The sequence below is a fragment of the Thiocystis minor genome (genome assembly GCF_016653465.1).
Taxonomy (GTDB): Bacteria; Pseudomonadota; Gammaproteobacteria; order Chromatiales; family Chromatiaceae; genus Chromatium; species Chromatium minus.
The window spans coordinates 1-26,068 of the sequence record NZ_NHSQ01000026.1 but is presented as its reverse complement, the minus strand read 5'-3'; the positions used below and the strand labels follow the sequence as shown (position 1 = coordinate 26,068).

Annotated in this window: 23 protein-coding genes; 14 read left to right on the top strand and 9 right to left on the bottom strand. The window is 62.2% G+C overall.

Features of this window, described 5'->3' with window-relative positions:
* Positions 1–351 precede the first annotated feature (351 nt).
* The 14 genes from bchF to CCR95_RS01400 all read left to right on the top strand — a co-directional run bounded on the left by bchF (position 352) and on the right by CCR95_RS01400 (position 17,686).
* The gene (gene bchF, locus CCR95_RS01465; RefSeq protein ID WP_201091276.1) at positions 352–873 is read left to right on the top strand and encodes a 2-vinyl bacteriochlorophyllide hydratase; all 522 of its coding nucleotides are present in this window, start codon (positions 352–354) and stop codon (positions 871–873) included.
* The gene (locus CCR95_RS01460) at positions 870–2,156 is read left to right on the top strand and encodes a ferredoxin:protochlorophyllide reductase (ATP-dependent) subunit N (protein WP_420825640.1); all 1,287 of its coding nucleotides are present in this window, start codon (positions 870–872) and stop codon (positions 2,154–2,156) included. The genes bchF and CCR95_RS01460 overlap by 4 nt, the downstream gene beginning before the upstream one ends.
* Positions 2,157–2,160: 4 nt before the next feature.
* The gene (gene bchB / locus CCR95_RS01455) at positions 2,161–3,750 is read left to right on the top strand and encodes a ferredoxin:protochlorophyllide reductase (ATP-dependent) subunit B (RefSeq protein ID WP_201091230.1); all 1,590 of its coding nucleotides are present in this window, start codon (positions 2,161–2,163) and stop codon (positions 3,748–3,750) included.
* On the top strand, positions 3,725–7,456 hold the full coding sequence (locus CCR95_RS01450; RefSeq protein ID WP_201091228.1) for a magnesium chelatase subunit H: 3,732 nt from the start codon (positions 3,725–3,727) through the stop codon (positions 7,454–7,456). Before bchB ends, CCR95_RS01450 begins: the two co-directional genes overlap by 26 nt.
* 2 nt (positions 7,457–7,458) lie before the next feature.
* On the top strand, positions 7,459–8,364 hold the full coding sequence (gene bchL, locus CCR95_RS01445; RefSeq protein ID WP_201091274.1) for a ferredoxin:protochlorophyllide reductase (ATP-dependent) iron-sulfur ATP-binding protein: 906 nt from the start codon (positions 7,459–7,461) through the stop codon (positions 8,362–8,364).
* Entirely contained in the window at positions 8,364–9,065 is a 702-nt protein-coding gene (gene bchM, locus CCR95_RS01440; RefSeq protein ID WP_201091221.1) for a magnesium protoporphyrin IX methyltransferase, read from the top strand. The genes bchL and bchM overlap by 1 nt, the downstream gene beginning before the upstream one ends.
* 134 nt (positions 9,066–9,199) lie before the next feature.
* Positions 9,200–9,982 (top strand): photosynthetic reaction center subunit H, encoded by a 783-nt coding sequence (gene puhA, locus CCR95_RS01435; protein WP_201091220.1) that lies wholly within the window; start codon positions 9,200–9,202, stop codon positions 9,980–9,982.
* The gene (gene puhB, locus CCR95_RS01430) at positions 9,979–10,656 is read left to right on the top strand and encodes a photosynthetic complex putative assembly protein PuhB (RefSeq protein WP_201091219.1); all 678 of its coding nucleotides are present in this window, start codon (positions 9,979–9,981) and stop codon (positions 10,654–10,656) included. Before puhA ends, puhB begins: the two co-directional genes overlap by 4 nt.
* Positions 10,657–10,668: 12 nt before the next feature.
* Positions 10,669–11,130 carry a photosynthetic complex assembly protein PuhC gene (puhC, locus tag CCR95_RS01425; RefSeq protein WP_201091218.1) on the top strand — a complete coding sequence of 154 codons (462 nt, stop codon included), beginning with the start codon at positions 10,669–10,671 and terminating at the stop codon, positions 11,128–11,130.
* A gap of 143 nt (positions 11,131–11,273) precedes the next feature.
* On the top strand, positions 11,274–12,194 hold the full coding sequence (puhE, locus tag CCR95_RS01420; protein WP_201091217.1) for a putative photosynthetic complex assembly protein PuhE: 921 nt from the start codon (positions 11,274–11,276) through the stop codon (positions 12,192–12,194).
* A 377-nt stretch (positions 12,195–12,571) separates the two neighbouring features.
* On the top strand, positions 12,572–14,245 hold the full coding sequence (bchE, locus tag CCR95_RS01415) for a magnesium-protoporphyrin IX monomethyl ester anaerobic oxidative cyclase (RefSeq protein WP_201091216.1): 1,674 nt from the start codon (positions 12,572–12,574) through the stop codon (positions 14,243–14,245).
* 88 nt (positions 14,246–14,333) lie between these two features.
* Positions 14,334–15,620, top strand: a complete 1,287-nt coding sequence (hemN, locus tag CCR95_RS01410) for an oxygen-independent coproporphyrinogen III oxidase (protein WP_338115320.1) — start codon at positions 14,334–14,336, stop codon at positions 15,618–15,620.
* Complete coding sequence (gene bchJ / locus CCR95_RS01405; protein WP_242522990.1) at positions 15,581–16,213, top strand: bacteriochlorophyll 4-vinyl reductase; 633 nt, start codon at positions 15,581–15,583, stop codon at positions 16,211–16,213. Before hemN ends, bchJ begins: the two co-directional genes overlap by 40 nt.
* 87 nt (positions 16,214–16,300) lie before the next feature.
* The gene (locus CCR95_RS01400; protein ID WP_201091213.1) at positions 16,301–17,686 is read left to right on the top strand and encodes an AMP-binding protein; all 1,386 of its coding nucleotides are present in this window, start codon (positions 16,301–16,303) and stop codon (positions 17,684–17,686) included.
* A gap of 164 nt (positions 17,687–17,850) precedes the next feature.
* On the opposite strand, the gene CCR95_RS01395 is transcribed toward CCR95_RS01400, so the two are convergent.
* The 9 genes from CCR95_RS01395 to CCR95_RS01360 all read right to left on the bottom strand — a co-directional run bounded on the left by CCR95_RS01395 (position 17,851) and on the right by CCR95_RS01360 (position 25,804).
* A complete protein-coding gene (locus CCR95_RS01395) occupies positions 17,851–18,663 on the bottom strand; it encodes a DUF4412 domain-containing protein (protein WP_201091212.1) in 813 nt (270 codons plus the stop codon).
* Between the two features lie 35 nt (positions 18,664–18,698).
* The gene (locus tag CCR95_RS01390; RefSeq protein ID WP_201091210.1) at positions 18,699–20,063 is read right to left on the bottom strand and encodes a phenylacetate--CoA ligase family protein; all 1,365 of its coding nucleotides are present in this window, start codon (positions 20,061–20,063) and stop codon (positions 18,699–18,701) included.
* A 244-nt stretch (positions 20,064–20,307) separates the two neighbouring features.
* The gene (locus CCR95_RS01385) at positions 20,308–20,748 is read right to left on the bottom strand and encodes an ACT domain-containing protein (RefSeq protein ID WP_201091208.1); all 441 of its coding nucleotides are present in this window, start codon (positions 20,746–20,748) and stop codon (positions 20,308–20,310) included.
* Positions 20,749–20,951: 203 nt separating this feature from the next.
* Positions 20,952–22,292 carry a phenylacetate--CoA ligase family protein gene (locus CCR95_RS01380; protein WP_201091206.1) on the bottom strand — a complete coding sequence of 447 codons (1,341 nt, stop codon included), beginning with the start codon at positions 22,290–22,292 and terminating at the stop codon, positions 20,952–20,954.
* A 93-nt stretch (positions 22,293–22,385) separates the two neighbouring features.
* Positions 22,386–22,634, bottom strand: coding sequence for a DUF4351 domain-containing protein (locus CCR95_RS26225; RefSeq protein ID WP_420825639.1), 249 nt, complete (start codon positions 22,632–22,634; stop codon positions 22,386–22,388).
* Complete coding sequence (locus tag CCR95_RS26220; RefSeq protein WP_420825638.1) at positions 22,631–22,861, bottom strand: hypothetical protein; 231 nt, start codon at positions 22,859–22,861, stop codon at positions 22,631–22,633. Before CCR95_RS26220 ends, CCR95_RS26225 begins: the two co-directional genes overlap by 4 nt.
* Before the next feature lie 10 nt (positions 22,862–22,871).
* Positions 22,872–23,363, bottom strand: coding sequence for a 2-oxoacid:acceptor oxidoreductase family protein (locus tag CCR95_RS01370; RefSeq protein WP_201091204.1), 492 nt, complete (start codon positions 23,361–23,363; stop codon positions 22,872–22,874).
* On the bottom strand, positions 23,360–24,991 hold the full coding sequence (locus CCR95_RS01365) for a thiamine pyrophosphate-dependent enzyme (protein WP_201091202.1): 1,632 nt from the start codon (positions 24,989–24,991) through the stop codon (positions 23,360–23,362). Before CCR95_RS01365 ends, CCR95_RS01370 begins: the two co-directional genes overlap by 4 nt.
* 285 nt (positions 24,992–25,276) lie before the next feature.
* The gene (locus tag CCR95_RS01360; RefSeq protein WP_201091200.1) at positions 25,277–25,804 is read right to left on the bottom strand and encodes an REP-associated tyrosine transposase; all 528 of its coding nucleotides are present in this window, start codon (positions 25,802–25,804) and stop codon (positions 25,277–25,279) included.
* Positions 25,805–26,068: the final 264 nt, after the last annotated feature.

Genomic DNA, 26,068 nt, shown 5'->3' with positions numbered 1-26,068 from the left:
TGCCTTCTAGGCGTGCCCCGTGGACCCAACTCAGGGACAGCAGCGGCGGACTCGCCGGATTAATCCTGAAAAACCCAGAAACGGCAAAACGCGCTGTTTTGGGTGAAAGCGTGTCTCGGCATGGGTTCTTTTCGATCTTTATGGGATCGCCCGGCCGAACGGCACGGAGACTGGACCATCGCGCTGCGATATCGCCGCCATGCGGACTCGTAAGGCCTATTGTGGTGGCTTGCGCGGAGTTGTCAAGTCAGGTTTACGTAAACCCTGGTTGACGCATGCCTGAAAGCAGACTAGATTTCTGCTTACGGTTCAGTGAAGATTTAAAGGATGTCCAGCGAGTTCGGCCTAGAGATGACCCATCACCAATCCAACTCAGCCCCGCGCCAAGCGCTCTACACCCCAGAGGAGCGTCGGCGGCGGGACGCATCGCCATGGACGTTGGTCCAGGGCATCCTTGCGCCGATCCAGTTCCTGGTCTTTATGGTCAGCCTCTATCTGGTGCTTCGCTATCTGGTGACCGGCGAGGGCGAGGGGATCGCCACGGTTTCGGTCGTGGTCAAGACGCTGGTGCTCTACACCATCATGATCACGGGCGCGATCTGGGAGAAAGTGGTCTTCGGCCGCTATCTGTTCGCGCCGGCATTTTTCTGGGAAGACGTTTTCAGCATGCTGGTGCTGGCGCTGCATACGGCCTACCTGATTGCGCTGGCCACCCAGATGGTCGACGTGCAGGGGCAGATGTTCCTGGCGCTGGCGGCCTATGCGACCTACGTCATCAACGCGGGTCAGTTTCTGATCAAGCTGCGCGCCGCGCGGCTGGACGCGGCGCGCCGCGACCGCCCGGACGGCGCGTTTGCCGAGGCTGCGGAATGACTGGCTCCAACCTCCCATCAAGCGCCCAGGCCACGGGCTGCGATGCCTCGATGGTGATCCGCGAGCGCGGCCAGCGTCAGGTTTTCTGCGGACTGGCCGGGATCGTCTGGCTGCATCGCAAGATTCAGGACGCCTTCTTTCTGGTCGTCGGCTCGCGCACCTGTGCCCATCTGTTGCAGTCGGCGGCGGGGGTCATGATCTTCGCCGAGCCGCGGTTCGCCACCGCCATCCTTCAGGAACGCGATCTGGCTGGTCTGGCCGATTGCAATCAGGAACTGGATCGCGTGGCCGCCGAGATCCTGGAGCGGCGCCCGGACATCAAGACCCTGTTTCTGGTCGGCTCCTGTCCGTCCGAGGTCATCAAGCTGGATCTCGCCAAGGCCGCCGAGCGTCTCTCCGCCGCCTATCGGGGCCGGGTGCGGGTGCTCGATTATTCCGCGAGCGGGCTGGAGACCACCTTCACGCAGGGCGAGGATGCCTGTCTGATGTCGCTGGTTCCCGAACTTCCTGCGCTCGCGGACACCGAGCGCTCGCTGTTGGTGCTCGGCACCCTGCCCGACGTGGTCGAGGACCAGTTCCAGCGCCTGTTCGCCGAACTCGGCATCGGTCCGGTGCATTTCCTGCCGCCGCGACGGGCGAGCGAATTTCCCCCAGTCGGTCGCGGAACCCGTCTCCTGCTGGCCCAGCCGTTTCTGGGCGAGACGGCGCGCGCGCTCCAGGGGCGGGGCGCGACCCTGCTAACCGCGCCCTATCCCTTCGGCATCGAGGGGACGCTCGGCTGGTTGCGGGCGGCGGCGGATGCCTGGGGGATTGCGTCCGAGCGGCTGGAAGCCGTCACCGCCCCGGCGGTCGCCCGCGCCAAGCTCAGTCTGGCGCGTCAGCGCGAGGCGCTGGCCGGCAAGCGGATCACCTTCCTGCCGGACTCGCAGTTGGAGATTCCGATCGCGCGTTTCCTGAGCCGCGAATGCGGTATGGAACTGGTGGAGGTGGCGACGCCCTTCCTGGACCGTCAGCTCATGGAGCCGGAGCTTGCGCTGTTGCCGACCGGAGTGCGTCTGACCGAAGGTCAGGATGTCGATCTCCAACTCGACCGCGTCCGTTCCGATCGGCCCGACCTCACCGTCTGCGGACTCGGTCTGGCCAATCCGCTGGAGTCCGAAGGATTGCGGACCAAGTGGTCGATCGAGCTGGTCTTCACGCCGGTGCATGGCTTCGACCAGGCGGCGGATCTGGCTGAACTTTTCGCGCGTCCGCTGGCGCGCGGCGCCTTGTTGCGGGTTTGATCTCATGCAGTTGACGCTCTGGAGCTACGAAGGACCACCCCATATCGGCGCGATGCGCATCGCCGCCTCGATGGAAGGGGTCCATCTCGTCCTGCACGCGCCTCAGGGCGATACCTACGCCGATCTGCTCTTTACCATGATCGAGCGGCGCGGGCAGCGCCCGCCGGTGAGCTATACCAGCTTTCAGGCGCGCGAACTGGGCAGCGATACCGCCGAACTGGTAAAGAGCACGATCCAGGCGGCCTGCGATCGTTTCGCGCCCCGTGTGCTCCTGATCGGCGAGTCCTGCACCGCCGAGCTGATCCAGGATCAGCCGGGCGCGCTCGCGCAGGGGATGGGCCTGCCGATCCCGGTTTTGTCGCTCGAACTGCCGGCCTATACGCGCAAGGAAAACTGGGGTGCCAACGAGACCTTCTATCAATTGGTTCGCGGCCTGCTCAAGAGTCGGGTGCCCGCGCCCGGCGCCGAGCGCGAGCTGCGGAAGGCGGGTGCGCGTCCGCTGGCGAACCTGCTTGGGCCGTCCGCGCTGGGATTTCGCTGTCGCGACGATGTCGTGGAAGTCACCCGGCTGCTGGATTCGCTCGGGGTCGATGTGAATGTGGTGGCCCCGCTTGGCGCGAGCCCCGAGGATCTGTTGCGTCTTCCCGAGGCCGACTTCAACGTTTGTCTCTATCCCGAGCTGGCCGATCAGACCTGTCTCTGGCTGGAGCGTATGTTCGGCCAGCGGACTGTCAAGACGGTACCGATCGGGATCGGCGCGACTCGGGATTTCATCGCTGAGGTCGGGCGTGTCGCCGGCATCGATGTCAGTGCCACGAAGGAACCGATCTGGTCTAGAATGCCGTGGTACTCGCGCTCGGTCGATTCGACCTATCTGACCGGCAAGCGCGTGTTTATCTTTGGCGACGCGACGCATGTGGTCGCCGCCGCGCGGATCGCGACGGAAGAACTCGGTTTCACGGTCGTGGGGTTGGGAACCTATGCCCGCGAATTCGCCCGCGAGGTGCGTGAGGCGGCCAAGCGCTATGGCGTGGAACCGCTGATTACCGACGATTATCTGGACGTCGAGGCGCGTGTTGCCGAGGCGCATCCCGAATTGGTGCTGGGTACCCAGATGGAACGCCATATCGCCAAGCGGCTCGGCATTCCCTGCGCGGTCGTTTCGGCGCCGGTGCACATTCAGGACTTCCCGGCCCGCTATGCGCCGCAGATGGGGTTCGAGGGTGCGAATGTCATCTTCGACACCTGGGTCCATCCCTTGATGATGGGGCTCGAAGAGCACTTGATCACCATGTTCCGGGAGGATTTCGAGTTTCACGACGGCGCGACGCCCTCGCATCTGGGGCCGGGCGCCCGAACCGCTCATCCTAGCCAGGAACGCTCGCTGGACACCGGATCCACGGCGGAGACGGCTGCCGCGACCGACGAAAACATCATGGCTTGGACATCGGAAGCCGAGCAGGAACTGAAAAAGATCCCCTTTTTCGTGCGTGGGAAGGCGCGGCGCAATACCGAGCGCTTCGCGCAAGAACGAGGGATCCTAACCATTACTGTGGAGACGCTCTACGATGCCAAAGCGCACTTCGGTCGCTGAGATGCGTGCCAAAACTTCCGATGCGACGCCGGTGCGTGTCGTCATCGTCAATCTCGATGGGCATCTCTCGGGGACGACGCAACGCGCGCTTCCGTCGCTGCAGCGCGAATTGCCGGGTCTGCGCCTGAATCTGCATGCCGCCACCGAATGGGCCGATTCGCCCGAGTCGCTGGAACGCTGTCTGGCCGATATCGCCGAGGGCGACATCGTGATGACCACCATGCTGGTCATGGAGGATCACTTCAAACCGATCCTGTCCGCCATGGCCGCCCGTCGCGACCACTGCGACGCCATGATCGTCTGCATGTCGGCCAGCGAGCTGATGAAGATGACCCGCATGGGCGGCTTCGCGATGGATGGCACGCCGGGCGGCCCCATGGCCCTGCTCAAGCGGCTGCGCGGCAACAAGGAACGCAAGCAGAGCACCGGCGCCCAGCAGATGTCGATGCTGCGGCGTATCCCCAAGCTGCTGCGGTTCATTCCGGGCACCGCCCAGGACGTGCGCGCCTATTTCCTGACTCTACAATACTGGCTCGCCGGCTCCGACGAGAACCTCGGCAACATGGTGCGTTTCCTGGTGGATCGCTATGCCGACGGTCCGCGCCGCCATCTGCGCGGTACCCTGAAGGTCGCCGCCCCGGTCGAATATCCCGAGGTCGGGATCTATCACCCGCGCATGAAGGGCCATATCTCCGACAAGCTCTCCCAGCTTCCGGTCGTCAATGCCAAGCCCAAGGGCCGGGTCGGTCTGCTGTTGATGCGCTCCTATGTGCTCGCCGGCAACGCCAGTCATTACAACGGCGTGATCGAGGCGCTCGAAGCACGCGGGCTGCAAGTCGTGCCGGCCTTCGCCAGCGGCTTGGACGCACGCCCGGCCATCGAAACATTCTTCATGAAGGACGGTCAGGCGACCGTGGATACGGTCGTCTCGCTGACCGGTTTTTCGCTGGTCGGCGGTCCCGCCTATAACGACTCGAAGGCCGCCGAGGAGATCCTCGCCCGGCTCGACGTGCCCTATCTCTCCACCCTGGCGGTGGAGTTCCAGACCCTCGACCAATGGGAAGGCTCCAATCAGGGACTGCTCCCGGTCGAGGCGACCATGATGGTCGCGATCCCGGAACTCGACGGCGCGACCGGTTCCATGGTCTATGGCGGTCGTAACGGCGGTGGCGAGAACGATGCCCGCGACATGCAGTCGCATGGCGAGCGCGCCGAGGCGCTGGCCTCGCGCGTGGAGCATCTGGTGCGGCTGCGCCGCAGTCAGCGCGCCGAGCGCAAGGTCGCGATCGTGCTCTTCAATTTTCCGCCCAATGCCGGCAACACGGGCACGGCGGCCTATCTGTCGGTCTTCGCCTCGCTCCATCGCACTCTGCTCGCCATGGACGCGGCGGGCTATCGCGTCGAGTTGCCCGAGGATCTGGACGACCTGCGCGAACGCATCGTCAATGGCAACGCGGCCCGCTTCGGAGCCCATGCCAATGTCCATGTCCGCGTCCCGGCCGACGACCATGTGCGCCGCGAGCCCTGGCTCGCCGAGATCGAGAAGCAGTGGGGTCCGGCGCCAGGCAAGCATCAGACCGATGGCGGCTCGCTGTTCGTGCTTGGCGCCCAGTTTGGCAATATCTTCGTCGGCATCCAGCCGTCTTTCGGCTATGAAGGCGACCCCATGCGGTTGCTGTTCGAGAAAGGCTTTACCCCGACCCACGCCTTCACCACCTTCTATCGCTATATCCGCGAGGACTTCGGTGCCCACGCCGTGCTGCACTTCGGCACCCATGGCGCGCTGGAGTTCATGCCCGGCAAACAGGCCGGTCTGTCCGGTGCCTGCTGGCCGGATCGTCTGATCGGGGATCTGCCGAACGTTTATCTCTATGCCTCGAACAACCCCTCCGAGGGTACCATCGCCAAGCGGCGCGCTGCGGCGACCCTGATCAGCTACATGACGCCGCCGATCGCGCATGCCGGTCTCTATAAAGGCTTGATCGATCTGAAGGGGTCCATGGAACGCTGGCGCGGGCTGCCGCCAAACGATGTTGACGAGCGCGCGCAACTTGCCGAATTGATCCAGGCTCAGGCCGCCGAGCTGGAACTGGCCAAACTGGAGCCGGCCTGGGGCGAGTCCGCCGAATCCGAGGTCGTCACCCTCAACGAAAAGGTACTGGAACTCGAATACACCCTGATCCCGCACGGCCTCCATGTCGTCGGCGAGGCGCCAACTGAGGAGGAGCGAGTCGATCTGCTGGAAGCCGTCGCCGAGTCGTTGAAGGACATTCGCCCCGAACGCAAGTCGATCGAGATGCTGATCGCCGGCAAGTCGCCAGAGAAGGCGTTGAAGGCGGGCAAGATGCCGACCAGCGAGGAGAACGTGGCGCTGTTCCGCGAACTCGCCGAGATCGACCGTCTGCTGGTCCAGGACAGCGAGATTCCGGCGATTCTGCGCGCGCTCGACGGGCGTTTCATCCGTCCGGCACCCGGTGGCGACCTGCTGCGAACCCCGGCGATCCTGCCGACTGGGCGCAACCTGCATGGTTTCGACCCCTTCCGCCTGCCCAGCATCTATGCCGTGAAGGATGGCTTCCTGCAGGCGGCCCGCGTGATCGAGCGCCACATGGCCGAAGGCAATCCCTTCCCGGAGACCATCGCCATCGTGCTCTGGGGCACCGACAACCTCAAGACCGAGGGCGGTCCCATCGGTCAAGCGCTGGCCCTGATCGGCGCGCGTCCACGTTTCGATAACTACGGTCGTCTGGCTGGCGCCACCCTGATCCCGCTCGAAGAGCTGGGACGCCCGCGTGTCGACGTGGTCATGACCCTCTCGGGTATTTTCCGCGACCTGTTGCCCTTGCAGACCAAGCTGCTGGCCGAAGCCTCCTTCCAGGCCGCGTCCGCCGAGGAGCCGCTGGAGCAGAACTTCATCCGCAAGCACGCGCTGGCCTATCAGGAGGCGCAGGGCTGCGATCTCGAAACGGCCTCGCTGCGCGTCTTCAGTAATGCCGACGGCGCCTATGGCGCGAACGTCAACTATCTGGTCGACAGCAGCAGTTGGGACGAAGGCGACGAACTGGCCGAGACCTACACCCGACGCAAGAGCTTTGCCTACGGCCGCTCGGGTCAGCCGGTTCAGCAGGCGGCGCTGCTCAAGAGCGTCCTGAGCACGGTCCAGTTGGCCTATCAGAATCTGGATTCGGTCGAGTTGGGCGTCACCACGGTCGACCATTATTTCGACACCCTCGGTGGCATCACCCGCGCGGTCGGTCAGTATAAGGGCGACGAGGTGCCGGTCTATATCGGCGACCAGACGCGCGGCGACGGCGTGGTTCGCACCCTGGCCGAACAGGTCGCGCTGGAGACCCGCACCCGCATGCTCAATCCGAAATGGTACGAGGGCATGCTGAAACACGGCTACGAAGGTGTGCGCCAGATCGAGGTTCATGTCACCAATACCATGGGTTGGTCGGCGACGACCGGACAGGTCGCGCCCTGGGTCTATCAGCAGCTCACCGAGACCTTCGTGCTCGACGAGGAGATGCGCAACCGGCTGGCCCAGCTCAATCCGACCGCCTCGGCGAAGGTCGCCAACCGGCTGATCGAGGCCCACGAACGGAACTATTGGTCGCCCGACGCGGCGACGCTTGAGGCATTACGCCGGGCGGGAGAGGAATTGGAAGATCGGCTTGAGGGCGTGATCGAGGAGGCGGCAGCGTGACGATGCAGGAATTTCCCAACGGCCTGCCACCGGAACTGAACCGGCACCCCGATGGCGAGGGCAGCGTGCAGGTGCAGCTCGATCCCGATCTGCGCATCGATACCGCCAAGGTCTTCGCCGTCTATGGCAAGGGCGGCATCGGCAAGAGCACGACCTCGTCGAATCTGTCCGTGGCCTTTTCGAAGCTCGGCAAGCGCGTGCTTCAGATCGGTTGCGATCCCAAGCATGACTCGACCTTCACCCTGACCAAGTGTCTGGTGCCGACCGTCATCGACATCCTGGAATCGGTGGACTTCCACGCCGAGGAGTTGCGGCCCAGCGATTATGTCTACGAAGGCTACAACGGCGTCATGTGCGTCGAGGCCGGCGGCCCGCCCGCGGGGACCGGCTGCGGCGGCTATGTCGTGGGTCAGACCGTCAAGCTCCTGAAGCAGCATCATTTGCTGGAAGATACCGATGTCGTGGTTTTCGATGTGCTCGGCGACGTCGTGTGCGGCGGTTTCGCCGCCCCGTTGCAACACGCCGAGCGCGCGCTGATCGTCACCGCCAACGATTTCGACTCGATCTTCGCCATGAACCGCATCGCGGCGGCCATCGTTGCCAAGTCGAAACATTATGGGGTGCGGATCGGCGGTGTCATCGCCAATCGCAGCGTCAACACCGACGAGATCGATCGCTTCAACGACGCTGTAGGTCTCAAACGGCTGGCGCATCTGCCGGATCTCGACATCATTCGTCGCTCGCGTCTGAAAAAGTCTACCCTGTTCGAGATGGAGCCGGGACCGGGGCTGGAGGAGGCCAAGCAGCAATATCTCCAGCTTGCGGAAAAATTATGGGAGGGCGTCGAGCCCTTGACGGCGCAGCCGATGCGTGATCGCGAGATCTTCGATTTTCTGGGGTTCGATTGATGGCCAAGGCTTCTTACCAAGAACGGCAGGCCAAGATCAAAACCTATTTTGATCGCACGGCCGCCGATGCATGGTCAAAACTGACCTCGGACGCCAAGGTCAGCCGCATCCGTGCGACGGTGCGGGCCGGTCGCGATGACATGCGCAGTACTCTGCTCGACTGGCTGCCGGCGGATCTCACCGGCAAACGGTTGCTCGATGCGGGTTGCGGGACCGGGGCGCTGGCGGTCGAGGCGGCGCGCCGGGGCGCGGAAGTGGTCGCGATCGATGTGGCGCCGACCCTGATCGAGATCGCGCGCGAGCGCGTGCCGCAGGATCTGGGCGCGGGCTCGGTGCGGTTCGAGGCGGGCGATATGCTCGATCCGGCGCACGGTCGCTTCGATTATGTGGTCGCCATGGACTCCCTGATCCATTATCGCCCCGCCGACGCGGTGAAGGTTCTGGCGGGACTTGCCGAGCGTACCAGCGGCTCGATGATCTTCACGTTTGCCCCGCGGACGCTGCCGCTGACGCTCATGCTCGCGGTCGGGCGGCTGTTTCCGCGTAGCGACCGGTCGCCGGCGATCGAGCCGGTCAGCGAAGGAGGCTTGCGTCAACTCCTGGCCGCGGAGCCGCTGTTACGCGGTTGGAAGCCTCAGCGCACGCGGCGCATCGTGCTCGGGTTTTACATGTCTCAGGCATTGGAACTGGTCCAGGCATGAGACGGTTGTTTTTCGTCATGTTGGTCGTTTTTGGTTCTTTCGCGGGTTTATTGGAAACCCCGGACCAAGGCGCTCAACGCGCTTCGGCCTAGCCGTTTTCAAGGCTAGTCATTCGTCCTACGGAGGTTTACATCATGTCTGCTGCCATCACTGAATATATCGACGTTGCCCAACTCTCGATCTGGGTGTTCTGGTTCTTTTTTGCCGCACTTGTCATTTATCTCCACGCCGAGGACAAGCGCGAGGGCTATCCGCTGGAGTCCAGCCGGACCGATCGTTCTGGCGGACGGGTCAAGGTTGTCGGTTTTCCTGACATCCCGAGTCCCAAGACCTTCGTGCTTCCGCATAACGGAGGCTCCGTCCTGGCGCCCCGTCCAGAGCCCCTGGATACCGATATCAAGGCGAAGCCCTCCGCCCCCTTCCCAGGTGCTCCGCTGGATCCCATCGGCGATCCAATGCTGGCCCAAGTTGGACCTGGCTCTTCTCCGAATCGTGAAAAACATCCGGATCTGACCCACGAAGGCGAGAAAAAGATTGTGCCCTTGCGCGTTGCGAAGGATTTCTCCATCGCGGAAGGCGAGCCGGATCCGCGCGGCATGACGGTCATCGGGCTTGACGGCGAGGTTGGCGGCACCGTGACCGATGTCTGGGTCGATCGCTCCGAGCCGCAGATCCGCTATCTCGAAATGAAGGTCGCGCAGGGCGGAAAACAGGCGCTGTTGCCGATCAACTTCTGTAAGTTCGACAAAAAGGCTCGTAAAATCAAGGTTCTTGCGCTTCGCGCCGCCCATTTTGCCAATGTCCCGTCCCTGTCCAATCCGGACCACATCACACTCTATGATGAAGATAAAGTGTGTGCCTATTACGGCGCTGGCAAACTGTATGCAACACCGGAACGTATTGAGCCCTTACTGTGAAGGAAGCGGTAAAGGAACACGACTTCGAGCCCGTTCGAGGTTTGCCCGAGCATCTTCCGGCTGGTGAGAAGATGCTTTGGCAGGGTGCTCCGCGCTGGACTGCTCTGGCGCGGAGTGTCTTTCATCTTCGGATCGTCGCGATTTATTTTGTGGTGCTCGCGGTCTGGCGTATCGCCGAAGACTGGTCTGCGGACTCGTCCGCGGCGAGTGCCCTGATGGGCGTGCTCTGGATTCTGGTGTTAGGCTTGCTTGCCGTGGGCGCGTTGGCGTTTCTCGGCTGGGCGATGAGTCGCGCGACCGTCTATACCATTACGAACCAACGCGTTGTGATGCGGGTCGGCGTCGCGCTTCAGGTGATCATGAATCTTCCCTTCAAGCAGATTCGTTCGGCCGATCTGAAGCTCTATCGGGATGGCACGGGCGATATCCCCTTGCTCCTGGCAAAAACGGCGCATCCGTCCTACATTATCTTCTGGCCGCATGTGCGCCCCTGGCATTTTTCTCCACCTCAGCCCATGCTCCGAGCGATTCCGGACGCGGACAAGGTCGCGGTGATTCTGGCGGATGCGCTGAATGCGTACTCGGAACAGTCCACTGAGTCTGCTCGAAGCGAGAACGATGACGAGGATTTGTCAGGCCCTCCGCTAATCTCTCAACGCGAAACCGTATCCTGACGAGGTCTGACATTGAGTGATGCATTTAGTAATCGCCCTTTCCCCAAGGGGGTGCTGATCGCCATGGCGGCCATGTTGGGTTTCATTATCCTGATGATCGGTATTGCGCGCCTCACGGGCACGAAAATGGAACTGGCGCCGCTCACGCCCGAGGCGCAGGTGCGCGAGATTAAGTTTCTGGATCTCGCCGACGGAGGGCTCGCGGTCTACGATGTCGAGACCGACGTTCTGGTCCAAACCCTGCCGCCAGGGGAGGGCGGTTTCATTCGGGGCGTTTTGAGAAGCATGGAGCGTCAACGCAAAGGCTATCAGGCCGATCTCTCGGAACCCTTTCATCTGGCGCGTCGAGAAAGCGGCGATCTGACTCTGAAGGATCCGATTACCGGCATTCAACTCGAACTGAAGGCCTATGGCGCCACCAATCAGGCCGCATTTGAACCGCTCCTGCCAGCGCTTCCCGCTCCACCCCGCTGACTTTTCATTGATTCGACGCCGGCGAAAGTCCGCTCGCGCGTGCAAACCTAAGAGACAACGACGGTTGACGATGACGATTTATTCCATCGGCTCGCGCGGGTTCGGGTTCGGGTCCGAAGCAATACCAGCATTGGGCCTAATCCATGTCTGACGTCGGTTTCCCGATCCTCTATGCGCTGGGTCTCTGGTGGTTCAGCACCGGTGTCGTGCTCTATCTCGATAATCTGCCTGGACGAACCTTTCGCTGGACCCTGCTGGGTGGATCGGCGGTCCTGGCAGTCGCGATCTTCGGTCTGTTCGTGAGTAGCACCTCCACGAGCATCGCCATGAATTATCTCGCCTTCACCTGCGGACTGGTCATCTGGGGCGTGCTCGAAATGAGTTATTTCACCGGCTACGCAACGGGTCCGCGCAAAATTCCCTGTCCGGAAGGCTGCACTCCATGGCGGCGTTTCAGGCTGGCCATCATGACCAGTCTGTATCATGAACTGGCCATCATGACGACGGGCTTGATCCTGATCGCAATCTCCTGGGGCGAACCTAATCAGGTTGGCGCCTGGACCTTTGTCGTGCTCTGGCTGATGCGCTGGAGCGCGAAATTGAATCTGTTCCTGGGCGTTCCCAACCTGAATGAGAACTGGCTCCCCGAACACCTTCGCTATCTGAAGACCTATATGTCAAAGCGCGGGATGAATCTGCTGTTTCCGGTCTCCGTGACCTTGCCGACGATTCTGGTCGTTTTGATCGTGCTCAGGGTGTCCGCCCCCGATGGGGACGGTTCCGAGGTTGTCGGCCTGACTCTGGTGGCGACTCTGCTGGCGCTGGCGATTCTGGAGCACTGGCTACTCGTGTTGCCGCTGCCCGACGAGGCGCTCTGGGCCTGGGCGTTGCCGCCGCGCGAGCCACCCGACGCGCGGGATTCGGGACGTCCGCCCAGCGATCCTGGCGAGAACGAGGTATGCGCAACCCTCTCGCACTGCGCCACGACGAGGACCAAGACGACGTTGCCGCAAACGCGCCAGCGAATTAAACGCAGCCGTATTGGGATGGCGACTGGAGCGTGAGGGGTATTCGGCGGCGTTTTTCCAGTCATCGACGCTCGCAAACCGAACCTTGGCACTATCCTTCAGGCCCACTTCCGGGTCATGATAGGCGCTGTTGACTGCCGAATTCACGGCCACCTTGACCTTAATCATATAAGCTTGCTCGGGAATCGGCTACCGTCTCGCCTAGATTGGCGGCCGCCGTCTCCCGGCCAACTCATGAGTGATCCGCGGAGTACGATCGCCTTCGAAGCATCGCCGGACGAGCCCTGGCCTCTGTCACAGCGGCTCTGGGCCTGATAAGACAAGTCCGTACCGGCCTTGAATCAGCCTGCCGTTCATGGTTGCCAATGCCGAACCGCTCCGCATCCCGTTTGACCCGTTCCTGAGGTATAGCCATGCGTATATTGATGATCCAGCCCAACTATCACTGCGGTGGCGCGGAGATTGCGGGAAACTGGCCCCCTGGCTGGGTGGCCTACATCGGCGGTGCATTGAAACAGGCGGGCATGGATAATGTTCGCTTCGTCGACGCCATGACCGACGATATCCCCGACGACAAGCTGCGCGAGATTATCCGCGCCAATAAACCCGATATCGTCCTGGCCACCGCCATCACGCCTCAGATCTACAAGGCTCAAACCACGCTGCAACTCGCCAAAGAGGTGAATCCGGACACGATCACCGTGCTCGGCGGCATCCATGCGACTTTCATGTATACGCAGGTGCTGGGCGAGGCGCCCTGGATCGACTATATCGTCCGCGGCGAGGGCGAGGAGATCGCGGTTGCGCTGCTGAAGGCGATCGAAGACGGCACGCACCGCGAGGCGCGTCACAAGATCTGGGGGATCTCTTTCATCGATGACGAAGGACAGGTGGTCGCCACGCCCGCGCATCCGGTGATCGAGGATCTCGATACCCTGACGCCGGACTGGTCCCTGCTGAACTGGGACCGCTATATCTATACCCCGCTGAATTGCCGCGTGGCCGTACCGAACTTCGCGCGCGGCTGTCCTTTTACCTGCCGCTTCTGTTCGCAATGGAAATTCTGGCGCAAATACCGTCATCGCGACCCCAGAAAATTCGTCGACGAGGTCGAAACCCTGGTGCGCGACTACAATGTCGGCTTCATGATCCTCGCCGACGAGGAGCCCACCATTTTCCAGAAAAAGTTCATCGCCCTGTGCGACGAACTGATCAAGCGTGATTTACCGCTCTATTGGGGCATCAATACCCGCGTGACCGACATCATGCGCGATCGCGACCTGCTCCCCTTCTATCGCAAGGCAGGACTGGTCCATGTCTCGTTGGGAACCGAGGCGGTCTCACAGTTGAATCTGGATACCTTCCGCAAGCAGACGACCGTCGAGCAAAACAAGCTTGCCGTCAAACTGCTCAAGGATGCGGGGATTGTGGCCGAGGTGCAGTTCATCATGGGCCTCGAAAACGAGACCCCGGAAACCATCGAGGAAACCTACCAACTGGCCCAGGACTGGAAGGCCGACATGGCCAACTGGAACATGTTCACGCCCTGGCCATTCGCCGAACTCTTCGAGGAACTTGGCGACAAGGTGGAGGTTCGCGATTTCTCGAAGTATAATTTCGTGACACCGATCATGAAGCCGGAATTCATGACGCGCGAGCAGGTACTGAAGGGCGTGCTGAAAAATTACGCCCGGTTTTACATGCTCAAGAGCTTCCTCAGCTACCCTTGGATCAAGGACAAGTTCAAGCGGCGCTATATGCTGGGCTGTCTCAAGGCGTTCGCGAAGACGACGGCATCGAAGAAATTCTACGATCTTGGAAGACTCAAGATGAACGGGATGTCCGCCGAGGTCGATCTCGGATTCGATGCCTCCAAGGTCTTGACGATGGATGAAATCGCGCAATTGAAGCGGGATCGCCCGGATCTTGCGGCGGACATGAACTCCAGGGGCACTCCGGTCAAACTCGCCGTCTGCGGTGCGCCCGACGATCTGCGGGTCGACGAGTCCGAACTGAGCGGTGTCGCTTCGGTCCCGGTTTGCAGGACCGTGACCATGCCGAAGATGACAGCGGTACAACCTGACTAAGCGGGTTTCGACCATGGCGCCTCCCCTACCTTCCAGTCTTCCGCTTGAGCTCCTTGAGCGGTATGGCCATTCGCCTCTTGGGTGCACCTTGTCGGCGTCGGATCTCCTCGGAGACAACGCCTTCAGCGATGCGCAGTATCGGGAAGTGCTGAGCGACCTCCGGCAACGGCCGGAGGAACAGCTTGCCGTCTATGTGCATGTCCCCTTCTGTCATGTGCGATGTCTCTATTGCGCCTGCGATACCACGGTCACGCATAGCCTGGAGAAGGTCGATCGCTATCTCGACGCGCTTGAGTTCGAGATGGCCATGGTGACCGATCTCATCGGTCGAGGTCGAAAAATCAATCAGTTGCATGTTGGCGGAGGCACGCCAAATCATCTCAACGAGCCTCAACTGGCCCGTTTGATGGAGATCGTGGAGCGTCACTTCACGATCGCTCCCAATGCCTGTACCTCGATCGAGTGCAATCCGCGGCGTTCCTCCGCCGGTCAATTGGAACTGTTGTACGGGTTGGGCTTTCGCCGGATCAGCTTCGGCGTGCAAGACCTCAATGCCGACGTGCAGCGCGCGATCGGTCGGGTGCAGTCGCTCAGTATGGTGCGGGATGTCTTCCAGACCGCGCGCGAAACCGGATTTCAGAGTATCAACCTCGATCTGGTCTACGGCCTGCCTTTTCAAACCCCGAAGGGTTTTCAGTCGACCCTGGATCAGATTCTCGATCTGAGCCCGGATCGGGTCGCCTGCTTCAGCTATGCGCATGACCCTTCGCGGCGGCCGCATCAACATGCCATCAATGCCGATCATCTCCCGAGCGCCGCTGAAAAGCTGGCGCTTTTTCATGATGCTGTCCACTCGTTCACCGAGGCGGGTTATCGCTGGGTCGGTCTGGATGTCTTCGTGCGCGAGACCGACGAGTTGGCCAATGCGCAAGCCGAGGGGCGTCTGCACCGCAATGCGATCGGCTATACTCCGATGCCGGCAAAACAGGTTCTGGCCTTTGGACCGAGTGGCATCGGAGAGATCGGCGGTGCCCTGGTCCAGAACGAATCGGATCTCAAGGAGTGGCACAGTCAGTTAAATAATCACCGGTTTCCGGTCGCCTGGGGGCGCCGGCTAAGTGACTCGGATCGGCGTCGTCGGGAGGCGGTTCTCTATCTCATGTGTAATCTGCAACTACCCGCCAGTTCGGCGGCGGATCTTGAACAGGACTATGATCGTCTCTGCGACAATGCCGGATATGGTCTCGTCGAGGTTTCCCCGGATGGCATTCGGGTGACCCCCGAAGGTCGCTATCTGCTGCGCGGTCTCTGCGCGGAACAGGACGCCTTCCTCGAATGGGGAAGCTGCCAGTGGCGCTTCAGGTTGCCGTCATGATCGCTGCCGCGCATCAGGGACGCATCGGTCCAAACGCCATCATCCGCGTTGCCGAGGCCATGCGGGAATCTCAGGGCCAAGGGGCCGTGACGGAACTTTTCACCGCGGCCGGGCTTGCCCGCTATCTCGACGCGATGCCGACCGAGATGATCGATGAAGGCGAAGTGGTCGCCTTGCAGAGTGCGCTGCGCGAGCAGTTCGGCATCCCCATGGCGCGTTCCGTCTCGCGCGATGCGGGGCTGCGCACCGGCGATTATCTGCTTGCCAATCGCATTCCTCGTTCCGTCCAGAGACTGCTCGCCATTCTGCCGGCAGGCATGGCCTGTCCGGCGCTGGTCAAGGCGATTCGCCGTAACTCCTGGACCTTCGTCGGAACCGGGGTTTTCGACGCCGACCCAAAATATCCACCCAGGCTTTTAGTCACCAACTCCCCGATCTGCCGAGGCGCCACGGCTACCGAGCCGCTCTGCGATTATTACGCCGGAACCTTCGAGCGGCTGTTTCGCAGCTTGGTCCATCGCAAAGCCGTTGTCACGGAAATCGCCTGCCAGGCCAATCATGCGCATCGCTGCGTCTTCGAGGTGCGCTGGTAGTCAAGTGTCCCGGATCGGATCGGTTGGCGGCGATTTGTCGCATGGCACCAATCTTGATCCGAACCTCAGTACGGATGGTCGCCTCGCATGATCGCCGTTTCCGACTTCGCGGATGTGCCCTGGCGTTCCGGACCTGGGATCGCCTTCCTCCGGGGCGCCGACGCCTGGGACAATCTGGAACTCTCCACGCGTCTGGCGCGCCGCGTCGACACGCTGCGGGCTCAAGGCTTGGGCGCGAATCAGGCGGTGCTGGCCCCCGACTCGCCGGGTCTGGATCTGCTCCTGATGCAACTCGCGCTTGCTCGTATCGGGGCCGCGATCTTTCCCTATCGAACCGGAACCGCCGAGACCGAATGGCGGACACTCGCCGGCATGACCGGGACCGAGTGGCGCTGGCATCCGGACTCGGAGCGACTGCTTCCGACCGGTTGCGGCACGGCCAGATCTGGCGATGCGGCTGACTCCATCGCGCTCCTGATCAAGACCAGCGGAAGCAGCGGATTGCCCAAGGTCGCGATGCTGTCCGCCGACAATCTTCTCGCCTCGGCGCTGGCGGTCAACGCGCAACTGGGTCTGGCGCCGGGCGATCTCTGGCTAACCTGTCTGCGTCTGAGTCATGTCGGCGGCCTCTCCATCGGCTATCGCTGCGCGCTGGCTGGCGCGACCCTCTTGCTACACGAGGGATTCGCGGCACCAGCGGTGATGGCCGATCTGCGCGCGCGTCCCGTCACCCATCTCTCGCTGGTGCCGCCGATGCTGGCGCGTCTGCTGGATCTCGATCCGACCCCGCCGCCCCAACTGCGCGTGCTCCTGGTGGGAGGGCAGGCGACCAGTCGGTCCCTGGTCCAGCGCACGCTGGACGCGGGCTGGCCGATTCATCTCACCTATGGCATGACCGAGACCGCGACCCAGATCGCCACGACCGAGCGTCTGACCGGCACGGCGCCGGAGTCCGGGCTGGTGGGTCGGTTGCTGCCGGGGATTCAGGTCGCGGCGCCGGATTGCGCGTCGCCGCCCGCGCGTCTGCGGATTCGCGGGGCCATGGTGATGGCCGGCTATGCGAATCCGGATCGTCAACCGGGGCAGGGTCTGGAGGATGGTTGGTTCGAGACCGCCGATCTCGCCTGCCTGGCCGACGATGGTCAACTGAAGGTGTTGGGCCGCGCGGACGATCTTCGGGTGATCGGCGGCAACAATGTCTCGCTGGCCCGCGTCGAAGCGGTACTGCACGAGGCGGAGGGTGTCAGTGAAGTCGTCGTGGTGGGTCTGGATGACGACGTCTGGGGGCATCGGCTGGTCGCGCTCTATCGCGGCGAGATCGACGAATCCAGTCTTGAACGCTGGTGCGGTCAGCGGTTGTCCGGTTCCGAACGCCCTCGGGAGTTTCGTCGGCTGGAGCGGCTGCCGTTGCTTCCCTCGGGAAAATACGATCGGCTGCAACTTGAATCCATCGCGCGCCAGGGGCTTATCTAAAAAGAGCTGTCAGCTTCCAGCCTCCAGCGGCCAGCTTTTTTGAATCAGACGTTTGGCCATCGCGCCTCGCTTGTCAGATTTCACCCATCGGGGGAAGGGCTTGATCAGCGAAAACATCGATAAAACAACGGCTGGCGGCTGGTGGCTAACTGCTCTTTTCAAGATTAGGGATGCGCGGCGGGGCCGGGCATTGCCGCCCCCATTCCCTTGCCCATTTCCCGTTCGGTATAACCTTCGGGAATGTCAAACAGCGAGGTCGGCATGGCCTCCTTGCGAATAACCTTGACCTCGCTTTCGGATTCCATCGACGAACCCATCATCTGCATCTTGGTCTTAGTCAGGATGGGATAGCCCTTGATCTTCGCCATCTCGGCCTGTTGGGCGGCGCCCTCGGGCGAGTTCGCTAGCAGTCCGTCCGGACCCGACAGGCTCATCATGTCGGTGAAACGGTTCACGTCGAAATCGACCTCCTCGGTCGCCCAGACCTCTTGCTCGATGCCCATCATGCCGGTCTTGGAAACCAGGTATTTCCGACAGTGCCAGTCGCCAATTTTCTTGGTTTCTCCGGTGTCCTGAACCGTGATTTTGGTTTCCGCGACCATGGCGCGCATCTGCTCCATGCCCGGCTGGGACATGCCTTCCTTCACGCTGGCGATATTGATTGTGTAATACTGCTTGGCGGCATGATTGATGAAGGTCATGGTGCCGGTCGCCGGATCCAGAATCATGTCGGTCCCTTCGGTCTCTGAACTGGCCACTTTCATCTTGTCGTGGGCCAGGTAGGTCTTGCTTAATTCCTCCTGGGGCGCCTCGCCCATCAGTCCGGTGCTGCGATTGAGCGTCTCAAGATAGACGCCCTCGTCGCTGGCCAGGACGGCGGACAGGTTCAGGAGTGAGGCGAGCAGGACCGCCAGGGTCAGTCGCATGCCCCGAATGCGCGAATACGCGTTCGTGGAGCCAGAAAAGCGGGTGGTCATGGTGATTCCTCGTGAGTGTGGTGAAGAGTGACGATTCAGGAGTCCCGCTCGCTCAGGCCGCGTGTATCGAGAACCCGTCGCGCCTTGCCGACGAAACGCTCGATGCTGCGCGGTTCGACCAGATCGACATGGGCGCGGATGCCGGCGACGGTCTGAATCTCGCGGCTGATGCGCTCGCACACGGCTTGCATGCGATCCATGCGGTCGGAGAAGATTTCCGGATGGATTTCGACCTTGACGTGAACTTCGTCCAGCGTACCTGGACGGCTCACTTCGATCAAATAATGGGGCGTCGTTCCCTCCACCCGCAGCAGCGCCTCCTCGATCTGCGACGGGAAAACGTTGACGCCGCGGATGATCAGCATATCGTCGGTGCGCCCGGCAACCCGGCTCATGCGGGTGGTGGTGCGTCCACAGGGACAGGGTTCGCGGTACAGTCGTGCGATGTCGCGCGTGCGGTAGCGGATCATCGGCATCGCCTCGCGGGTCAGGGTGGTGATGACCAGTTCGCCGGGTTCGCCCTCGGGGACCGGTTCCAGGGTTTCCGGGTCCAGGCACTCGACGAGAAAGTGATCTTCCTGAAGATGCATCCCGGTGCGCGCCGCGCATTCGCCGCTCACCCCAGGCCCGATGACCTCCGACAGCCCGTAATTGTTGAAGGCGGCGATGTCGAGCTGATCCTCGATCTCGCGACGCATGTCCTCGGTCCAGGGCTCGCCGCCGAAGTGTCCGAAACGGATCGGCAGGGCGCGCGGATCCATGCCGAGTTCGCGCGCCGCGTCGGCGATGGTCAGGGCATAACTCGGGGTGCAGATTAGCACCTCCGGGTCCAGGTCGCGCATGATCTCGATCTGACGCCGGGTGTTGCCGGCCGCCGCCGGGATCACGGTCGCGCCGACCCGCTCGATCCCATAGTGCAGCCCGAAGCCGCCGGTGAAGAGCCCGTAGCCGAAGGCGACCTGAGTCGTGTGTTCGGGTCGCAGTCCGCCGGCCACCAGGAACCGCGCGCACAGTTCGGACCAGATGCGCAGATCCCCGGCGGTGTAGGCGACGAAGGTCGGCTTGCCGGTAGTGCCGGACGAGCCGTGAATGCGGGCCAGATCCCGGCGCGGCACGGCGAGAAAGCCGAGCGGATGCTGACGGCGCATGTCGTCCTTGGTCGTGAAGGGCAGCCGCCGGAGGTCGGCCAGCGAGCGGATGCTGTGCGGTCCGATCTCGCGGTGGGCGAACAGATCGCGGTAGAAGGGGACGCGGGCGACCCGGCCCACCAGCGCGCGCAGACGTTCGAGTTGCAGCGCCTCGCGTGCGGCGCGCGGCAGGGTCTCCGCCGTCGGATTCCAGATGGGGTGTTCGCTTGACCAGTCGGGGCTTGGGTCGGGGCTAGGGTTGGGTACGGGCATGATCCAGGGTCGTGATTCGTGTTTCAGGGAAACCGCGTCCGTTCCGACGGCGGCAGACGCCTGCCGCCCGTCGGACGCTTGCAACGACGCGCTTCATTCGGTGTGCGGTTAAAGGTGGTTTCCGGGCATATTTCTAAAAAAATTAACGCCGTAAATGGACAGGATTTAGAACACAATGGCTTATATCCTGTTCATCCTGTCCATGAACCGCCTCTCTATGGGTAGGGTGTTTTCAGGAACTCATCTAAGCTGCGGCGACGCTCATCAGCTCGTCGCCATCGACGACATGCAGCCCCTGGTCGAGCAGTACCTGAATCGCCCGGTCCGGATCCTCGAAACGGAAGATGAGGATGGCCTTGTCGCCACGGCGCAGCGAGTAGGCGTACATGTATTCGATATTCAGTCCGGCCCCATCGAGAATCTTAAGCACTGTCGCCAGTCCGCCGGGGCGATCCAAAACATCGACCGCCACCACCTCGGTCAGATTCACGACCCAGCCTGCTTGTTCCAGCACGCGCTTGGCCTTGTCCCATTCGCGCACGATCAGACGCAGGATGCCGAACTGCGCGGTATCGGCCAGGGAGAGCGTGAGGATATTGATCCCCTCGGCGGCGATGGCCTCCAGCGGCGCATCGAGCCGTCCGGGACGATTTTCGAGGAAAAGCGAGAGTTGTTGCAGTTTCATGATCCTGAATTCTCATTAAATCGTGTTTGAACCGCGAGCGCACAGTTGAAGAATGGACAGGATTAACAGGGTTTCGCAGGATGGACAGGATTCTATCAATCACTATTTGTAATCCTGTTAATCTTGAAAAATCCTGTTAATCCTGTCCATTGACAGCCTTTCAGTGGGTATCCGGTTTCCAGGAAATCACCTTAAGTTGCCCGCTATCCCCCCTCGTTGCGCCGATCGATCACCCGCTTCGCCTTCCCCTCGCTGCGGGCGATACTGCGCGGCTCCACCAGTCGCAATTCGACGCGGATGCCAAGGATATGCTCGATGGCTTGGGCCAGACGGGTGCGGACGTTCTCCAGCGCGCCGATCCGGTCGCTGAAGACCTCCGGCGTGACCTCGACCTCGACCGCCATGCGGTCTAGCCCCTGATCGCGGGTGAGAATGATCTGATAGTGCGGCAGCGTGCCCTCGACCGCGAGCAGCGCCGCTTCCACTTGCGACGGAAAGACGTTGACCCCGCGGATGATGAACATATCGTCGGAGCGCCGACCGATGCGGCGCATGCGTCTCAGCGTACGTCCGCAAGTGCAGGGCTCAGTGATCAACGATGTGATGTCGCGGGTGCGATAGCGGATCATCGGCATCGCCTTCTTGCTCAGGGTGGTGAGCACCAGCTCGCCTTCCTGGCCGTCAGGCAGTGCCTCGCCGGTTTCGGGATCGATGATCTCGGGATAAAAATGATCCTCGAAGAGGTGCAATCCTTCCTGGGCCGAACATTCGCTTGCGACGCCGGGGCCGATGATCTCGGAGAGACCATAGATGTCATACGCCTTGATCCCGGCCTCGGTCTCGATGTGCCGGCGCATGCCGTCGGTCCAGGGCTCGGCGCCGAAGATGCCGACGCGCAGCGGCAGATCGCGCAGATCGACGCCCAGTTCGCGGGCACGCTCGATCATGTGGGTGAAATAGCTTGGCGTGCAGCAGAGCGCCGATACGCCAAAGTCGCGGATCAGCATAATCTGACGGTCGGTGTTGCCGCCCGAGATCGGGATCACAGTCGCGCCCAGCGCCTCGCCGCCATAGTGCGCGCCGAGTCCGCCGGTGAAGAGTCCATAGCCAAAGGCGTTCTGCAGGATGTCCCCGCGATGCAGTCCGCAGGCGGCGAAGGTGCGCGCCATGACTTCGGCCCAGACCTCGATATCCTCGCGCGTGTAGGCGACCACGATTGGCTTGCCGGTGGTGCCGGAGGAGGCATGCAGACGGACCACGTCGCTCATGGGGCTGGCGAACAGACCGAAAGGATAGGTGTCGCGCAGATCGGTCTTGACCGTGAAGGGCAGGCGCTGGATATCCGCGAGGCTGTGGATCGCGTCCGGCGTCAGGCGGCGTTCCTCCATGCGCGTGCGGAACAGCGCGACATTCTTGTAAGCACGCGCCACGACCGCGCGCAGCCGGCGCAGTTGGACCTCTTTGAGCGCCGTTGCGGGCAGGAAATCCGGGGCGCTGGCGGGGTGGAAACCGCCTTCGGCGTCGTTCCAAAGCTCTGTCAGCATGCTGTCCTCATGATCGAGTTGTCAGTGGTCAGTGGTCAGTGGTCAGGCTGTCGATGGGCAAGGCGCTTGGGGAAAAATGATGTGCTTGTCTGCTCAATGCACGACGTCTTCCAGGGTGCGAGCGGTCAATACCCGATCCGACCATTGCAGTAGGGTATCGGGATCGGCGACCTCGATCGCCCGGAGGGTCGCTTCCGGAAGCTCGCCAAAGCGGCTGGCTAATAACCGCCGCAGCAGGCGTGCCTCGCCTTGCTGAACGCCTTGTTGGATGCCCTGTTGAACGCCTTGTTGAACGCCTTCTTGAACACCCTGCTGGATGAATCTCTCTGCGAATCCGCTCATGGTGTCGGCCTCTTGCGCGTAGCGTTGTTGATAAATGATCTGTTCATTTTTATCGAGACGTCGAGTTCGCGAAACCGCTCGCCGAGACGTTCCTTCAATTGCTCCTGACGAACGGGCAGGATGCGCACCGATCGATCCAACGCGGCGGCTTCGCTGGCGGCAAAGAAGGCGATCGCCTCGCGCGGGTAGTCGAGGATCAGATTTTTGAAGTTCTGATCGTGGCTCATGCGGCCAAAGTCACTGTGTCGATGACCGCGCCAGCGCCGCCGCGCGTCCGTGCGCGAAGGACTGTTCGTTGAGCGTATGGAGTTTTTCGGCCAGATTGGCGTGCATGGCGGCCAGCCAGTGCTCTTGCGGAATCTCCAGCACCGTCGAGGCCGCGCCGAGCAGCGCGACATTGAGGCTTTTCTTGTTTTTGAGCGCGGCGGGATCGAGCAGGTCCGGCCCGATCAGGACGCCGCCCGCGCGTAGCGTCGGGCGGTTGATCTCGACCTGAGTCTCTTCCAGCACCACCAGCACATCGGCCTCGCCCGGCGGCACCATGGGGCTGAGGACGGCATCGCCGTAGCGCACGTCGCTGCTCACCGACCCGCCGCGCTGGCTCATGCCGTGCAGCTCGCTTTTCTTGACATCGAACCCGGCGCGAAAGGCCGCGTCGGCGAGGATGTCGGATGCCTTGAGCACACCCTGACCGCCGAGTCCGGCGATGACGATATTTTTAACCTTCATTGACCCGCTCCATCCGCCGCGCAGCTTGAGGGAGAGATCCGTTCGGCCGCGGCCTTTTCATAGAAGCGGATCTTGGGCGCGGCTAGCACGCAGGGCTGACGGGCGATCACCAGCGAGGTTTCGGATTTGGTGAGCAGGCTTTCGACCAGATCCTGGAGCGACTGATCCTTGTCCTGGGCGTTCACCACATGGACATTCTGGACCCCCATCGCACGCCCCAACGCCTCGAAGCTGATCTTGCCGGTCGGCGAATGATCGAGCAGACGCCCGGTGCCCGGATGTTCCTGCTGGCCGGTCATGGCGGTGGTCCCGTTGTCCAGAATCAGCACCACATGGCCGGTGGCGGGGGGGTTATAGACCATCTCGGCGATACCGGTGATCCCGGAATGGACGAAGGTCGAATCCCCGATCACGCTCACCACGCGCCGCGCCTGAGCCTCCGGCAGCACATGCCGCAACCCGAGCCCGACCCCGATGCTCGCGCCCATGCAGACGCAGGTATCCATGGCCGAGAAGGGCGGCAGCACGCCGAGCGTGTAGCAGCCGATGTCGCCCGCCACGATGCAGCCAAGGTCGCGCAGCGCCTCGAACACGCCCCGGTGCGAGCAGCCCTGGCAGAGTTCCGGCGGCTTGCCCTTGGGCGGGACCGGCTCGGGGCTGGTATCGCCGGCCAGGATGCGGCGCACTCGCGCCACATTGAGTTCGCCGAAGCGGTACATCTCCGGTTTGCACTCGACAGGGATACCGGCCGCGCGCAGCGAGTCGGCCAGGATCGGATCGCCTTCCTCGATCGCCACCAGACGCTCCACGCCCATGGCGAAGGTGCGGATACGTCCGAGCGGGAGCGGGTAGGTCAGTCCAATGGTCAGTTGACTGGCCTTGGGCGCGGCCTCGCGGGCATGGACCGCCGCGATGCCGGTGGCGACGATACCGAGGTCGGCACTTCCTGTGTCGAGTCGGATCGGCCCCTCGGCGTCGTTCCAAGCCGCGATCTCGGCCAGTTTCTGGCGCAGCCGCTGGTGTGCGGGCTTGGCATAGGCCGGAATCATCACCCGCGCCGGAATGTTGCGCGCGAAGCTCGGCTCGGGGGTATCGGACACGGCCGCGCGCGGATGCACCACCGTCTTGGCATGACAGACGCGCGTGGTCAGACGCAGGATCACCGGGATTTTCCAGCGTTCCGAGATCTCGAAGGCGAGCCAGGTGAAATCGTAGGCTTGCTGCGAATCGACGGGTTCGAGCATGGGCAGCGCGGCGGCGCGCGCATAATGGCGGTTGTCTTGCTCGTTCTGGCTGGAGGCCAGACCGGGGTCGTCGGCGGAGATTACGATCAGACCGCCTTCGATGTCCGTGTAGGCGGCGGTGAACAGGGGGTCGGCGGCCACGTTCAGACCGACATGCTTCATGGTGACCAGGGTCCGCGCCCCGCCGAAGGCCGCGCCAAGCCCGACCTCCAGGGCGACCTTCTCGTTCGGGGACCACTGCGCGTGGCCGCCGAGTTGGTCGAAGGTTTCAAGGATTTCGGTGGACGGGGTGCCGGGATAGCCCGTGCCCAATCGCACCCCCGCGTGCAGTGCCGCCAGCGCGACCGCCTCGTCGCCGCTCAGTAATTGCCGTTCGCCAGTCATCGTCTTGGATTGCTCTCGCTTTCAGGATATCGCGGGGGGCATTATCCGCCTCAGGGTTGAGTCGCGGCAACCCGAGTCGATTTGACACACCGTGCTTCGCCGATACCCTGTGGCCTGCAATGCCTACGCGGGCTATCCCATTATCGTTGTCGTTGTCGAACACGAACACGACAACGGGGATAGGTGGGGTAGCGAAACCCATCGAACCCCACGCCGACGCCTCGGAACCGCGCAACGCAAAACGCCCTGATGTCGCGGGGGTGTTCTGGTCAAGCGTTGGCGCGCCTAGCGTTCGCCGAAATCGCCGTCGAACCCATCATCGCATCCCCAATCCGCCGTCACCCAGCCCAGACGGACATAATGATGAAAGGTTGAATACTCCCAGTCGATGACGCGGCGCGCATGACCATGTTTCACCGGATTGAAATGGATGTAGTCGACATGGATTTGTAAATCCCGATCATCACGGATCAGGTGCTCCCAGAAGCGTCGTTGCCAAATGCCTCGTTCGCCTTTCTGGCGACGGCTGTCGCGGATCCGTTCGCCCGTCGGAACGCGGCGAGAGAAGTTCGCCTTGATCAGCGCCCAGCGGGTCGAAAAGTCGGCGTCGCCATCGGGCAACTGCCAGAGGGCGTGCAGATGATCAGGTAACACCACCCAGGCGATGATTTTAAACGGATGGTCACGGCGCACATGCCGGACCGCATCGCGCAGAGCGTCGATGTGGTCGACCAGAAGGCGGAGCGAGCGATCGGCCAGATTGACCGTGAAGAAATAGGTCGCCCCAGCGTGGTAGGCACGGCGATAACGCATGGCCGGATTCCAGGTAAATTATCACGGCGGATACCATAAGTCCTCAACCAGCGGATGAGCCACAATTTGTTGTAGATACTCTGTTCCGACGCAAGTCCTGTTTGCCTCCTGTCCATCAAATTCATGAATGAGTCATGCCGCTTGTGGAAGGACATAGAAGCGTTGCCCGTCGAACGGTTTTCCGGTCTTAAGCATGCCATGGATGGCGTGCAGGAGCTTACGCATGACGGCGCAGATCGCCTGGATCTTCTTCAGTCCCCGGTC